The 13666-nt window shown below is 36.7% G+C and carries 16 protein-coding genes; all 16 read left to right on the top strand.

The annotated features are described in order from the left end of the window. Window positions 1-28 precede the first annotated feature (28 nt). The 16 genes from HMPREF9625_RS02410 to HMPREF9625_RS02335 all read left to right on the top strand — a co-directional run bounded on the left by HMPREF9625_RS02410 (window position 29) and on the right by HMPREF9625_RS02335 (window position 13640). Entirely contained in the window at window positions 29-1009 is a 981-nt protein-coding gene (locus tag HMPREF9625_RS02410) for an acyltransferase family protein (protein WP_009535419.1), read from the top strand. A 39-nt stretch (window positions 1010-1048) separates the two neighbouring features. Then, complete coding sequence (locus tag HMPREF9625_RS02405; protein ID WP_009535418.1) at window positions 1049-1309, top strand: hypothetical protein; 261 nt, start codon at window positions 1049-1051, stop codon at window positions 1307-1309. 175 nt (window positions 1310-1484) lie between these two features. Further along, the gene (locus tag HMPREF9625_RS02400; RefSeq protein WP_009535417.1) at window positions 1485-2009 is read left to right on the top strand and encodes a tetratricopeptide repeat protein; all 525 of its coding nucleotides are present in this window, start codon (window positions 1485-1487) and stop codon (window positions 2007-2009) included. Between the two features lie 212 nt (window positions 2010-2221). Further along, window positions 2222-2533 carry a single-stranded DNA-binding protein gene (locus HMPREF9625_RS02395; RefSeq protein WP_009535416.1) on the top strand — a complete coding sequence of 104 codons (312 nt, stop codon included), beginning with the start codon at window positions 2222-2224 and terminating at the stop codon, window positions 2531-2533. Between the two features lie 2 nt (window positions 2534-2535). Further along, window positions 2536-2751 (top strand): Maff2 family mobile element protein, encoded by a 216-nt coding sequence (locus tag HMPREF9625_RS02390; RefSeq protein ID WP_009535415.1) that lies wholly within the window; start codon window positions 2536-2538, stop codon window positions 2749-2751. 12 nt (window positions 2752-2763) lie between these two features. Further along, the gene (locus HMPREF9625_RS02385) at window positions 2764-3627 is read left to right on the top strand and encodes a VirB6/TrbL-like conjugal transfer protein, CD1112 family (protein ID WP_009535414.1); all 864 of its coding nucleotides are present in this window, start codon (window positions 2764-2766) and stop codon (window positions 3625-3627) included. An 18-nt stretch (window positions 3628-3645) separates the two neighbouring features. Next, a complete protein-coding gene (locus HMPREF9625_RS02380; RefSeq protein WP_009535413.1) occupies window positions 3646-3909 on the top strand; it encodes a hypothetical protein in 264 nt (87 codons plus the stop codon). A gap of 3 nt (window positions 3910-3912) precedes the next feature. After that, entirely contained in the window at window positions 3913-4299 is a 387-nt protein-coding gene (locus HMPREF9625_RS02375; RefSeq protein WP_009535412.1) for a PrgI family protein, read from the top strand. Further along, the gene (locus HMPREF9625_RS02370; protein WP_036569720.1) at window positions 4214-6643 is read left to right on the top strand and encodes a VirB4-like conjugal transfer ATPase, CD1110 family; all 2430 of its coding nucleotides are present in this window, start codon (window positions 4214-4216) and stop codon (window positions 6641-6643) included. The genes HMPREF9625_RS02375 and HMPREF9625_RS02370 overlap by 86 nt, the downstream gene beginning before the upstream one ends. A 3-nt stretch (window positions 6644-6646) precedes the next feature. Beyond that, window positions 6647-8503 (top strand): C40 family peptidase, encoded by a 1857-nt coding sequence (locus tag HMPREF9625_RS02365; protein WP_009535410.1) that lies wholly within the window; start codon window positions 6647-6649, stop codon window positions 8501-8503. 20 nt (window positions 8504-8523) lie between these two features. Then, window positions 8524-8796, top strand: a complete 273-nt coding sequence (locus HMPREF9625_RS02360) for a DUF4315 family protein (protein ID WP_009535409.1) — start codon at window positions 8524-8526, stop codon at window positions 8794-8796. Beyond that, on the top strand, window positions 8786-9661 hold the full coding sequence (locus HMPREF9625_RS02355; RefSeq protein ID WP_009535408.1) for a CD1107 family mobile element protein: 876 nt from the start codon (window positions 8786-8788) through the stop codon (window positions 9659-9661). The genes HMPREF9625_RS02360 and HMPREF9625_RS02355 overlap by 11 nt, the downstream gene beginning before the upstream one ends. Window positions 9662-9770: 109 nt before the next feature. After that, entirely contained in the window at window positions 9771-11483 is a 1713-nt protein-coding gene (locus tag HMPREF9625_RS02350; protein WP_009535407.1) for a DNA topoisomerase 3, read from the top strand. A gap of 42 nt (window positions 11484-11525) precedes the next feature. After that, complete coding sequence (locus HMPREF9625_RS02345; RefSeq protein ID WP_009535406.1) at window positions 11526-12485, top strand: DNA cytosine methyltransferase; 960 nt, start codon at window positions 11526-11528, stop codon at window positions 12483-12485. Window positions 12486-12541: 56 nt separating this feature from the next. Continuing rightward, entirely contained in the window at window positions 12542-12826 is a 285-nt protein-coding gene (locus HMPREF9625_RS02340; RefSeq protein WP_016361585.1) for a hypothetical protein, read from the top strand. Beyond that, complete coding sequence (locus tag HMPREF9625_RS02335; RefSeq protein WP_036596602.1) at window positions 12816-13640, top strand: hypothetical protein; 825 nt, start codon at window positions 12816-12818, stop codon at window positions 13638-13640. Before HMPREF9625_RS02340 ends, HMPREF9625_RS02335 begins: the two co-directional genes overlap by 11 nt. The last annotated feature ends 26 nt before the right edge of the window (window positions 13641-13666 follow it).

Here is a 13666-nt window from a genome sequence, read left to right as displayed (position 1 = left end):
TGAGTTCACATTGTAGAAAGGAAAACAAATGGAGTTAAAGAAGGCAAAACAGCCTATAATGGGGGTTGCCGCCCTTTTCATATTTTTATTCCATTTGTTTCCAGTTTCAAGGGGAAGTGAAGCACTAAGCAGTATTGTAAGGTACATAGTTATAACTGGTTACATAGGAGTGGATATATTCTTTTTCCTCTCTGCCTACATGTCGTTTTTTTCAGATACAAGTGATTATTTTGGATATGTGAAAAGAAAGTTTATTCATATATATCCTATATTTATTCTCTCCTGTATCCTTTATATTATAATTGGTAAACTCAGTAAAACCCAAGCATTGCTCACTGTTTTAGGAGTACAATTTATCTTAAATGGTGGAGGTTCAATGATTTGGTTTATTCCTGCTATTATGATATTTTACCTTGCTGTACCGTTTTATCTAAAACTTGTTAGAAAAATGAATAACATAAAACTGCTTCTAATCAGTCTTACTATATGGATAGGAATAATGCTTATACTTGAAAAATTCACTGACAATCATAGCTTAAATATTTTTTTATGCAGGCTTCCTATTATCTTTCTTGGACTTTGCTTAGCAGGATATGAGGGAAAATGGAAACTAAATATAAAAGTTTACGTGGGGATTTTACTCATTGTAATGGGAGCAGTATTGAACTACAACTTTGGATATATGATAAAAGCAAACTTTCCTGTAAGTGATATCTTCTATGTGACAGCAATCCCTTATGTGATTGGGCTTGTACTATGTTCAGATGTGTTATTTGCCCGGATGGAATTCTATGTTTTTGACGCTTTGGGGAAGGTGTCTTTGGAGATATACTGTTTGCAAATGGTATTTGGAAGTCTGATATATGGAAGAGCCATTCACTATGTAAATAACAGCCTTGTGACATTTTGTATTGTATTTGCCATTGTGTACATCTTATCAAGGTCATTGAATATATTTTTCGTTTGGACTTATACAATATATACATTTTATCTGAAAAATTTGTTATAAAAAAGCTATAAATTAGAATTTGAAAGGCGGTTGATGCATATGAACAAGATTACCAAGATTACATTTAAACAACAAGTTTTCATTGGAATTATTCTTATAATTGCTGGGAATGTGCTTGCTTTAATTTTACACAAAGGCTTGTTTGCAAATATCGCATGGATTTTATACGGACTCATTCTCATACTGAACCCTGTTTACCCTGAAAAATACAGTAATGATGAAAAAAGAGCAAAATTGGGTTCAAGGATTGCCGGAATAATTTGTATTTTAACAGGAATACTTACGGGATATATTCCGTAGATCCCAGTTTGTAGAGATATAGCTTATTAGAGGACTATGATAAGAAAAATAGGTTTGACGTAGAGCGTTATATTAAACGAAAGGGGAAAGCAAAATCAGGTGGAGATACAGAGATTATTCGCCTATAATAATTGGAAATGGATATTATAAATAGTCAATAGCAAGGAGAGGCATTATGGAAAATATATTTAAAATGGATGGGGAAGACGAGTATCGTAAAGGACTGGAACAGTTAATCTCGAATGAGCAGTATAATTTAAGAAAGGCACTATGCTATTTTTGTGAAGCTGCAGAAAAACAGCATGTGGAAGCAATGTTCCAAGCAGGTTGTTTATATTTATTTGGTGAGCCTCAAATTGCTCGAAATGTTCTAAAAGCAACTGAATACATAAAAATGTCAGCAGATGCAGGCATATCTATTGCGAAAGACTATATGGCTATATGCTACTTATTGGGAATCGTGGTAGAAAAGAAAGAAGAATTTGCGATTCAATTACTTGAAGAAAACTTTAATTCAGGTGACACACTAGCTTCTTATATACTAAGTGACATTTATCAAAATGGTTGTGGAACTATTAATCAAGACGAGAAAAAATCAGAAATGTATAACTTTATTGCAAGGCAGAACAACATACCAGGGGCAGAGGAGCAGTTCAGAAGCATTTTACTACATAATATAAATCCTACTCTGAAAAAATAATATTTATATCTTCACAAGGCGATAGAAATACCCTATCGCCTTTTTTATGGCCTAAAAAGGAGGAAAAATGACAAGGAATAGAAGCCCTACCTAAAAAACGAAATACTAAGTTAGTGAGCGATTGGAAAGAAACACTTCCAGTCGCTTTTTTTATTTCAAGTAAATATCGCTTGCAAAACGTGCGGTATCTCATGGAAAAGGAGAATTTATAAATGAAGGAAGAAATGATTAACATCAATGCCAATCTGCTCGATGAGCCAAACTTTACAAGTTTTGAAAGAGATAGCGAGAGAGTGGAAGCTGTCAATTTCACGCTTGTAAAAAAGTATGGGAAGGGTAAGGAATACATCAATTGCTCAGCCTACGGTGACAAGGTGGAGAAAGCAAGAGATTTTCAGAAAGGTGATCTGATTCATGTCTTTGGCTATTTTAAGGAGCGTGAAAAGGAAGGAAAGAAGTACAAGAATTTTCTTGTAAAGTCTTACAACAAGATTGAAAAGAAGAAAGAAAACGAGGAGGAATAAATATGGATTTTTTTGTTCAAGCAGTCAATACATTACAGATTTTGGTTATGGCAGTAGGTGCCGGACTTGGAGCATGGGGAGTCATTAACCTTATGGAGGGGTATGGAAATGATAATCCCGGAGCAAAATCCCAAGGCATTAAGCAGCTTATGGCAGGGGGCGGTATTGCCCTTATCGGATTAAAGCTAATTCCGCTCCTTGCAAACGTGATTAAGTAAAAGGGAGAGAGTATGTTTGAGATATTAGACAAGATAGAAGAGTTTTTCAGAGAGCTTCTACTGGGCAGTATCCAAGCAAACTTAGAGTCTATGTTCCTTGATCTTAACGATAAGGTGGGGTCAGTGGCAACAGATGTAGGACAAACGCCAATGGGCTGGAATAGTGATGTGTTTCAATTCATTAAAAGCATTAACGATACCGTCATTATTCCAATAGCCGGGCTAATTATAACAGCAATCCTATGTATTGAACTTATCAACATGGTTATGCAGAAAAATAATATGCAGGATACCGATACCTTTGAGTTTTTCAAATACATTATCAAGATGTGGATTGCTGTTTGGTTAGTATCTCATTCCTTTGAGTTTTCCATGGCGGTTTTTGATGTAGCTCAAAACATGGTCAATAAGGCAGCGGGAGTCATCAATACTTCTGCTGTTGTTTCAGGAGATGAAATCGTAGCTATGGTGGATTCCATAAAGGGCAAAGCATTAGGGGAGCTTATAACAATTCTTTTTGAACTCTCTTTAATCAAAGTCGCTATGCAGGCGATTTCTATCCTAGTCATGGTCATTGTCTACGGAAGAATGTTTGAAATCTATGTTTATGCTTCTGTTTCTGCAATTCCCTTTGCCACTATGGGAAATAAAGAATGGGGTCAGATTGGAACGAACTACATTAAAGGCTTGTTTGCCTTGGGACTACAAGGACTCTTTATTATGGTTTGCCTTGGAATATACGCAGTACTGGTAAAAACGATAGAAATCACGGATATGCACAAAAGCACGATGATGATTCTTTGCTATGCCGTTTTACTCGGGCTCATGATGCTAAAGAGCGGAACATTAGCAAAGAGTGTATTAAATGCACATTAGGGAAAGGGAGAAAAGAAGATGAATAAAAGAAAAACAGGATTTTTAGTAGGAACAATAGCTTTGACAAGTCTGGCAATGATCAAATGGATTAGCTTGAATCAAAGGTTGAAAGATTTGGAGGAGGCTAAGGAGAGTCTATCCGCTTCTCAAACTAATCTTCACCTCATGCAGGAAAGACAGAATAGAAGGACGGAAGGAGATATTGCAAGAATCCAGGAAGAAATTGGAGCAGTATATGAGCATATGGAAGAATTATCCAAGGAAAGAGAAGAGAGGATCTAAGCCATGGCGTATGTACCGATTCCAAAGGATTTAAAGAGAGTGAAAACAAAAGTTGCCTTTAATCTTACGAAAAGACAGCTTATCGGCTTTTCCATTGCAGGATTGTTGGGCTTTTCAGCTTATATCTTTGTACGGAAACTGGTTCCAAACGATATTGCCGTCCTGTTTTTGATTACCGCTACCCTTCCGGTATTTTTTATTACGCTTTTTGAAAAAGATGGACTGGTCTTTGAACAGTATTTTAAGCTCATATATCTTCATAAGTTTTATCAGCCGGGGAAAAGAGTGAGAAAGGAGGTTTACCTTGCAGAACAAAAGAAGATTGCAAACAATCATTTTAAAGAAAAACAAAAAGGCATTAAAAAGAAGGCTACAAGAGAAAGACTATAGTAAGGTAAGAGTTCCTAAAGAAAGTAAGGGATTTTTAAAGTGTGTTTTAGGGAAAGAGCCAAAGCGTTACACTGTAGAAGATACATTGCCCTACATTAGGCTTCTAAAAAATGGCATATGCCAGCTTGATGAAAGGCATTTTAGTAAGACTATTTCCTTTCAGGATATTAACTACCAGCTTGCTTTAGATGAGGATAGAGACCTGATTTTTAATCAGTTTGCCAATTTCCTGAATTCCTTTGATCCAAGTGTTGCCATAGAGTTTTCCTATATCAACCAGATTGGAAGAAATGAGGAAGTTCAAGCGTCTATGCAGATACCGGATCAGCATGATGGTTTTGATGCCTTAAGACTGGAGTTTCGGGAAATGCTAAATAGCCAGATTGTAAAAGGAAATAATGGGCTGAAAAAGGCAAAGTACATCAGCTTTACCGTAGAAGCCGATAATTTGGAACAGGCAAGTGCCATGTTGGAAAGACTGGAAATTGACATTTTATCAGGTTTTAAAAATATGGGGGTTCGGGCAGAAAGCCTAAATGGAGAAGAAAGACTTAAGATTTTACATGATATGCTAAATCCGGATAAGAGTTTTACCTTTTCCTACAAGGATTTAAAGGGAAAAGAAAGCACGAAGACCTATATTACTCCCGATATGTTTAACTTTACACCGAACAGGTATTTCAAGTTTGGAAAGTTTATCGGGGCAACAAGCCATTTTCAAATCCTTGCCAGTGAGCTTTCAGACCGTATGCTTTCTGAATTTTTGGATATTGATGACAATATCAGTATCTCCTTCCACATTCAGGCGATTGACCAGTCGGAAGCAATCAAGATGGTAAAAAGAAAGAATACCGACCTTGATAAAATGCGAATTGAAGAAAATAAAAAGGCAGTAAGAAGTGGTTACGATATGGATATTTTGCCTTCCGACCTAGTCGCTTATGGGGAAGATGTAAAGAGCCTTTTAAAAGATTTGCAGACGAGAGATGAGAGAATGTTTGTGGTAAGCATTGTCTTTTTTAATTTTGCAAAAACAGTGCAGAAGCTGGAGAATACGATTGCAAAGATTAGTTCCATTGCCAACAAACATAACTGCAAGATTAAGAGACTGGATCACGCTCAAGAACAGGGCTTAGTGAGTGTCCTTCCCCTTGGACTAAATCAGATGGAAATCAATAGGAGCTTAACTTCTTCTTCCACGGCAGTATTTATTCCTTTTACAACGGAGGAGCTTTTTATCAATTCTGAAAATAGCCTTTACTATGGGCTGAATGCCCTTAGCCATAACCTGATTATGGCAGACAGAAAAAAGCTGAAGAACCCTAATGGGCTTATCTTAGGAACACCGGGTAGCGGTAAATCCTTCAGTGCCAAAAGAGAAATGGCAAATGCCATTTTGATTACCAATGATGATGTGATTATTTGTGATCCTGAGGGAGAGTACGGAAATCTCGTGAAGCAGTTTCATGGGGAAGTGATTAAGGTAAGCAGTAAGTCCAAGGATTATCTGAATCCATTAGATATCAATATGAACTATGGAGACGGAGATGCACCATTAAAGGATAAGGCAAACTTCATTATGTCTATGTTGGAGCTTGTGGTAGGAGGGAGCGGGCTTACGGCAGAGGAAAAGTCGGTTATTGACCGTTGTCTTCCCAAAATCTATGAGAGATATTTTGAAAATCCTTGTGCAGAGAATATGCCGATTTTGCAAGACCTTTACGATATGCTGAAAGGGCAGGAAGAAAAAGTTGGGAAGAAATTGGCAACGGAAATGGAAATCTATGTATCAGGAAGCTTGAATGTCTTTAACCATAGATCCAATGTAGACTTAAACAAAAAGCTTCTTTGCTTTGATATTAAAGAGCTTGGCAGCCAATTAAAGAAAATCGGTATGCTGGTTATTCAGGATCAGGTTTGGAACAAAGTTTCTTTGAACAGAGGAAATAAGGCAACAAGATATTATATTGATGAGTTTCATTTACTGCTAAAAGAAGAGCAGACTGCTTCCTATTCTGTGGAGATTTGGAAGAGGTTTCGTAAGTGGGGCGGTATTCCTACAGGCATTACGCAGAATGTGAAAGACCTACTGATGAGTAAGGAAATAGAGAATATTTTCGATAATACAGATTTTGTTCTTATGCTTAATCAGGCTTCGGGAGATCGAGAGATTTTAGCAAAGAAACTGAAAATCTCTGTACCGCAACTTCGTTATGTCACAAATTCCAATGAAGGAGAGGGGCTTCTTTTCTTTGGAAATACCATTGTGCCGTTTCTGGATAAGTTTCCAAAAGATACGATTCTTTATCAGAAGATGACCACTAAGCCGGAAGAGCAGGGGTAGCCTATGAGAAAAAGAGCCGACAAGGATTTTCGGGAGAAGATTCGTCATAATCATGAACGCTTTCAGGATAAAGTACGGAGCAAAGACAGTAAGTTGGTTTTAGGAAAGGATATTTCTAAAAAAGATAATCCAAAAGCTGAGAGAAGTCCAAATCAAAAGATTTCTCCTAAAACTATTGGGAAAGAAAGACAAAAAAGAGCTGAGCATAAGAGGCGGAACTTTAGCGAGAATCTCTATACAAGAAATACGGAAGTGACTTCCGGAGAAAAGCTTCCTTCTAAAGAAGATTCTAAGACAGTAGAGGAAGTTAAAGAAAAGCTTACGAAGACAGGGAAAAAACAAGCTTCGAAAAAGCTAAAGACAGCCACAAAGAAAAAGAACTTATCATATCTTAGAAGTTTTTCCAAAGGAAGTGAGGTGGTAAGAGACTACTTATCCCAGGGGAGTGAGGACAATCAAGGCGTTGAAGCAGGAGAAAAGACAGCTGATTTTAGTGCAAAGCTCATTCGGGGGACAAGGCGATATGCAGAGAAGAAAAGAGATAGGAAAGGCTTTCGACTTGAAAAGTACAATAGGAAGACCAAAGAACGGAAGTCTAAGCTTATTTTTGAAGAAAGTGAAGGGGTAAGAAAAGCTTCAGATGATTCTCAAAGGATAAATGCTTATAAGCGTTTTCAAAAGAAAAGGCAAATGAAAGAAAGCATACAGAGTAAATATAAGACAAGACTTAGGGATAGGCTGAAAGACGGACTGCTTGGAGCGATTAAAAGCTCCAAAGAAGTCATGATAAGAAATGCCAAGGGCTTCATGCTTATCTTTTTAAGTCTTATTATTTTGGGAACTTTCCTTATGAATTTTTCCGTAATGTCCTTATCCGGCATGATGAATTCTTCCAGTGGAGTACTTAGCACAAGTTATCTGTCGGATCCCAATGTCCTTACGGAAGTCAATCAGCAATTTGAAAGCATGGAAGAAGGATTGCATGACGAGATGAATTCCGTGCAGAAGAATCACCCAGGCTACGATGAGTATATTATTCAGAAGGATAAAGAAATCGGACACAATGTACATGAGCTTTTATCCTATGTTACTTCACGGTATGGAGAGGTAAAAAAGGCAAGAGATGTTGAGGATATCCTAAAGGATCTTTTTCAAAGAATATACAGCCTATCGTATCGGGAAAAGATAGAAATCAGATACAAAACAGTTAAAGAGAATTATGTAGACAGGGAAGGAAAAATACGAAGTAGAAGCAGGTTAGTGCCTTATGAGTATAAAAAGCTGTTTATAAGCTTAAAGAAAAAAGAGATGGATACTGTCATTAGGGAGATATTTGAAATGCATCCGAATAATGTAAGCCACTATGAAGCCTTACTTTCTGCAAAAGGAAATATGGAATCCTTTTTTGGCAGTGGAAATGCAAATACTTCCGAGTTGATTTTAAATCCTGATTTTGAAAATCCGGGAATTGCCTTTAATGAGGAATCTGTTAAAGCCTTGTTTAATGAAGCAGAGAAACATATCGGAAAGAAATATGTCTTTGGAGCAAATGGGCCGAACAACTTTGACTGTTCGTCCTTTGTGTGCTGGAGCTTTACCCATTCCGGGGTTAAAAATATGCCTAGGACAACGGCTTACGATATTTACAAATCCTACTGTAAGCCTATTTCCAAAAGTGAAGCAAAGGCCGGAGATATCATTTTCTTTAAAAATACCTATAAAAGTGGAACTCCCATTTCTCATGTCGGTATCTATGCAGGAGACGGCATGATGATTCATGCCGGAAATCCGATACGCTTTGTTAGTATCGATACACCATACTGGAAGGAGCATTTTTATGGTTTTGGAAGAGTTCGTTAAGTGGAGAAAGGACGGATAAAGTGAATAAGGAACTTATTTTAGTGAAAAATAAAATACAAAGATTAAAGGATAAAAGGGCTCTGATTGATGAAAAATTAGAGCCTTTATTTATTCGAGAAGAGGAGCTTGAAAATGAAGAAATTATTACGATATGCAGAAGCAATAAGATTACGATTGCTGACTTAATGGAAAAGCTAAGAAAAGAAAGAAGTGACGGGAAAATGCAAAGTGAAGAAAAAATGCAAAGAGAGATGATTGAGGAAAAAATAAAGGAGAATGGCGATGAAAACTAAAAAGTGGAGAAGACTTATTGTGGCTACTGTACTTTCTTCCATGCTAACCATGCATGGATATCCAATACTGTCTTATGCCCAGGTTAATGAGCAGGAAGCTGCAGAGGAAAGTGTAACTAAAGAGGAAGAAAATGCAGAAACTACAGTCACGCAGGAAGTAAAGGAAGAGATAGAGAGAGAAGTACGCTTTCCCAACAAACTGGAGGCAAAAGATCCTGAAAACGGAAAGCAGGGGAGCAACGAAGAAAAAAACACCAATAAAGGAATTGCCACCTTACCGGGAGAGGCTAGGGCAACTGTTACGGAAGATGTTGATAATGCTAACAATGCCTATCCGATTCATCATGGAAACGAAACAGAAGCGAATGACCAATTTTCTGCTGATGCCAGACAGTTTATTAGCTTTAAAACCAAGAGCGGAAAAGTATTTCATCTGATTATTAACCATGATGAGCAGGATCAAAACGTAATGCTTCTTACGGAAGTTTCGGAAGATGATTTGTTAAATATGGTAGAACAGAAAGAAAGCAAGCCGGAGATTACAAAAGAGGAACCGGAAAAAGAGGAAAGTAAGAAAGAGCAAAAGCCAAAGACAATGGAAGAAAACGGGAGCATGGGAAGCTATGTTTTACTGATTTTTGTAGTGGTTTTGGTTATGGCAGTTGCCTATTACTTTAAGGTAGTAAAAAAGAAAGAAGCAGAGGCGGTAGAAAGCCTTGAGGAAGAGGATAATTTCTTCTCAGAAGCTGACAGTAGTGAAGAGGCTGGGGGGAATTTGGAAGCAGAAGACATGGACATGGTAGAAGCAGAAACGGAAGCAGAAACGGAAGCAGAAGACATGGAAGACGATGAGGAAGAGGAGTAAAGCTTGGGACTTTAGTCTATGTGTTTAAAAAGAATGTTTTATGGATTACAGGGTGGAAGATAATCATACTTCCACCCTATTTTTTTTGAAAAAAGGAGTAAGAAAAGATATGAAATTAGTGATTGCAGAGAAACCTTCGGTTGCCTTGTCTATTGCCAAAGTCTTAGGAGCGAATGCTAAAAAAGATGGTTATGTGGAGGGGAATGGATATAAAGTTTCCTGGTGTGTTGGGCATCTAATTCAGATGGCAAATCCTGATGCCTATGATAGTAGGTATACAAAATGGAATATGGAAGATTTACCGATTTTTCCAAAAGAGTATAAATACGAGGTCACAAAGGCAACGAAGAAACAGTTTTCCATTTTAAAAAAGCTGATGAATGAAAGCAGTATTGACACGATTATCAATGCCTGCGATGCAGGACGAGAGGGAGAAGCAATTTTCAGACTGGTCTATACTGAAGCTTCTTGCAAAAAGAAGGTGGAAAGACTTTGGATTTCTTCCATGGAAGACAGTGCCATTAAAGAGGGATTTTCTCATTTAAGAGATGGCTCGGAGTATAATTCCCTTTTTGCTTCAGCTCAGGCAAGAGCCATTGCAGACTGGCTGGTGGGTATGAATATCAGTAGACTTTATTCCTGCCTTTATCAGCAAAACTATTCCGTAGGACGTGTTCAGACACCAACCCTTGCCATGATTGTAAAAAGAGACGATGAAATCGCTCATTTCAAAAAAGAAAAGTACTATACGGTAGAGCTTTTAACCGATGGCTTTTCTTTGTCCAGCGAAAGAATAGATGATATAGAGACTGCAAAGAGACTAAAAAACAAGGTCGGAAATACAATTCAAGTGAGTGATGTTACGCAGAAAGAAAAAATCACCAATCCGGAATTGCCATTTGATCTTACGACTTTGCAAAGAGAGTGTAACAAGTTCTTTGGATATAGTGCCAAGCAAACCCTTGACTATGCACAAAGCCTTTATGAAAAGAAGCTTATCACTTATCCAAGAACAGACAGTAGATGCCTTACCGAAGATATGATTACAAATACCGTCAATAACATTTTGGGCAAAAACGATTTTGATACAGGTCGTATTAAGACGGTATTTAACTCTAAAAAGGTTACGGATCACCACGCTATCATTCCAACCATTAGTTCCCTACAAGAGGATTTATCGAAACTTCCTGAAAGTGAAGCGAAGGTATACCGGCTTATCCTAAACAAGCTTCATGCCAGCTTAGGATATCCCCTTAAAGAAAGTCTTACTAAAGTAATAGCAGAAGTTGAAGGATTTTCCTTTAGCTGTACAGGTAAGGTAATTATAGAAGAAGGCTTTACGAAGTACCTGAAAGCATATAAGACGAAGAAGAGCGAGGAACTTGTCTTACCAAGTGTTTCGAGTGGAGACATTTTACATCTTGAAAGTTCAGAGCTTAGAGAAAAATATACTGCAGCACCGAAGCATTATACGGAAGATACCCTTTTAAAGGCAATGGAACTTGCAGGAGCGGAAATGATAGACAAGGCAGTAGAAGTAGAACGAAGAGGCTTAGGAACTCCGGCAACAAGAGCAGGAGTCATTGAAAATCTTATTTATAAAGGTTTTATAGAAAGAGATAAAAAGAACTTACTGGCCACACATAAAGGGATTAACCTAATCACAATTGTAGCGGAAAAGTTCAAGTCGGCTGAAACCACTGCGAAGTGGGAATTGGAGCTTTCAGATATTGCTTCTGGGAAAGAGAATAAGGAAGCGTTTCTTCGAAGAATTGAAAAAGAGATTCAAAGTCTGGTGGAACAATATAGAAACAGCATTTAGGGGAACGAGAGAAAATCTTGTTCCCTTTTTTTATTGGAGGTGGTGAAGATAGAAACATTGAATGTATTGGAACTATTTGGAGGCATCGGAGCGATTCGAAAGGCATTGATTCGGCAAAAAATACCGCATAAAGTTATAGACTATGTTGAAATCGATAAGAATTGTGTGAAGAGCTATAACGCCTTGTATAATGCGAATTTTAAACCAAAGAGCATTATTGACTACAATCCCCCGGAGAAGAGAATTGATTTACTCATGCATGGAAGTCCTTGCCAGGACTTTAGCAGAGCCGGTTTAAAACAAGGAGGGAAAAAAGGGAGTGGCACAAGAAGCAGTCTTTTGTTTGAGACAATACGGATTATTGAAGAAATGGCCATGCGACCGAAGATAGTCATCTGGGAAAATGTAAAGGGAGTTCTCGATAAGAATTTGAGAGCTTCCTTTTTTCATTATTTAACAGAAATGGAAAGGCTGGGCTATAAAAATAAATATGCAATCCTAAATGCTATGGATTTTGGGATACCTCAGAAAAGGGAGCGAATCTTTGTGGTGAGTATGGTAGGAAAAAATGATTTTGACTTTTCTAAACTGAAGCCTGTTCCCACAAGAGATATCTCTGAATTTTTAGAAAAAAATGTCTCGGAACTTTATGAAGTAAGACAAGAGTCCATGCTTTGCTACCTAAGAGGACAGCCTAAGAATAAAAACTTCAAAGGTAAGCTTAATGTGATAGACAAATATGCTTATACCATCACTACAAAGCAGGTAAGAATCCCTAATTCCGGGATTGTGGACTTAAAGAATGGAAAGTATCGCTATCTTACGGAAAAGGAATGCTTCAGACTTATGGGCTTTGATGAAGAAGACTTTGAAAAGCTTAGGACGGTATTTCCGGAGAGAAAAGGTATGACTTCATCTATCCTATACAAACAGGCTGGGAATAGTATTGTGGTGAATGTCTTGGAAAGCATTATAGGTGTTGCTTTGAATGAGGGGGTATGATATAAGAGAATTGGTAGGAAAATAGCTGAAAAGAGGGGAGCTTAAAGCATAAAATCATGGAAAGTTCTAAAAAGTGTGAATTAGAAATTACTGAAGATGAGTTAGATGAAATACAAGTAACAATTAATGATATTCAAGAAAATCTGGACAGTGCAATAAAAGATATTAATGATACAAAATCTGCACTTGAAAAAGAAAAAAACGATTTTGAGAAAACTTTGGGGTTAGTGACACATGTAAAGGATCAATTAGAGAAATGGTTACAAGCCTCTATGGAAGCTCAAAAAAGTAAAGCTGAGAAATGCACGTTGACGCCTCAAAAGATTTTTTATGGAGTTTAGTGAAAAATATGAAGATAAAAAAACCGTTATAAATTGGCTACAGGGGATAGGAAAAGGATTTTTTTCCCCAATGCCATTCTTAATGTGCTTCTATTTAGTTGTTTTTGACTTCTTTTATTGTGACCTTCACATCCCTTATATATTAAAAATAAATAAGAATATACAAATTATTGCTTTCTTTATTATTTTATTTATTCTTGGTATATTGATAGTAAAAAAAATACAAAGTCACACTGCAGAAGAGAAGAAAAAACCTAGCCGTACCTTAAATTTTATGTATATTATTTTTTTCCTATTAATTTCATATGAACTCGCACTTATATTTCAAATTGATTTTTCGGACATAAGAGATAAGATAACGGAAAGGTTTAATTGTATATCTGTAATATATCTTAATATTATAACTATTATGATGATGATTTTTGATTCTATAAGGGAAATAAATAATTTTTTTACGGAAGATGAAGAGAAAAAAGCAGAAGAAGTTATAAACGAAGTATTGAAAAATAATAGTAAAAGTATAGATGTTCTTACTATGATTATAGACTCTATGGGGGAATCAAATAGTGATTTAATAAAAATATTTGCAAACTCGTCATTGTCTGCCATTATTTCTGTGCTTGGCAGCTATACAATTTTGAAGATAATTATTAAACTGTTTGAAGTGGATACCATCGAACAAAAGTTATACTTTTTTTTGTTGATTTTATTTGGAGTGGATATTATCTGTTTTTCAAGTAAAAGAAATAATCGTAAAGAAGAATTATTTATTAGTGTATTAAAGAAAATGAGATTTAATCAAGCATTAGAATAAAAAATGAGTGCTAAGTAAAAAAAGGC

Source organism: Oribacterium parvum ACB1 (assembly GCF_000238055.2).
Taxonomy (GTDB): Bacteria; Bacillota; Clostridia; order Lachnospirales; family Lachnospiraceae; genus Oribacterium; species Oribacterium parvum.
This window is presented reverse-complemented; position numbering and strand designations above follow the sequence as displayed.

Bases quoted from the DNA above. Each gene is read 5' to 3' on its own strand.
- HMPREF9625_RS02410 (WP_009535419.1), top strand. From the start codon at position 29: ATGGAGTTAAAGAAGGCAAAACAGCCTATAATGGGGGTTGCCGCCCTT.
- HMPREF9625_RS02405 (WP_009535418.1), top strand. From the start codon at position 1,049: ATGAACAAGATTACCAAGATTACATTTAAACAACAAGTTTTCATTGGA.
- HMPREF9625_RS02400 (WP_009535417.1), top strand. From the start codon at position 1,485: ATGGAAAATATATTTAAAATGGATGGGGAAGACGAGTATCGTAAAGGA.
- HMPREF9625_RS02395 (WP_009535416.1), top strand. From the start codon at position 2,222: ATGAAGGAAGAAATGATTAACATCAATGCCAATCTGCTCGATGAGCCA.
- HMPREF9625_RS02390 (WP_009535415.1), top strand. From the start codon at position 2,536: ATGGATTTTTTTGTTCAAGCAGTCAATACATTACAGATTTTGGTTATG.
- HMPREF9625_RS02385 (WP_009535414.1), top strand. From the start codon at position 2,764: ATGTTTGAGATATTAGACAAGATAGAAGAGTTTTTCAGAGAGCTTCTA.
- HMPREF9625_RS02380 (WP_009535413.1), top strand. From the start codon at position 3,646: ATGAATAAAAGAAAAACAGGATTTTTAGTAGGAACAATAGCTTTGACA.
- HMPREF9625_RS02375 (WP_009535412.1), top strand. From the start codon at position 3,913: ATGGCGTATGTACCGATTCCAAAGGATTTAAAGAGAGTGAAAACAAAA.
- HMPREF9625_RS02365 (WP_009535410.1), top strand. From the start codon at position 6,647: ATGAGAAAAAGAGCCGACAAGGATTTTCGGGAGAAGATTCGTCATAAT.
- HMPREF9625_RS02355 (WP_009535408.1), top strand. From the start codon at position 8,786: ATGAAAACTAAAAAGTGGAGAAGACTTATTGTGGCTACTGTACTTTCT.
- HMPREF9625_RS02350 (WP_009535407.1), top strand. From the start codon at position 9,771: ATGAAATTAGTGATTGCAGAGAAACCTTCGGTTGCCTTGTCTATTGCC.
- HMPREF9625_RS02340 (WP_016361585.1), top strand. From the start codon at position 12,542: ATGGAAAGTTCTAAAAAGTGTGAATTAGAAATTACTGAAGATGAGTTA.
- HMPREF9625_RS02335 (WP_036596602.1), top strand. From the start codon at position 12,816: ATGGAGTTTAGTGAAAAATATGAAGATAAAAAAACCGTTATAAATTGG.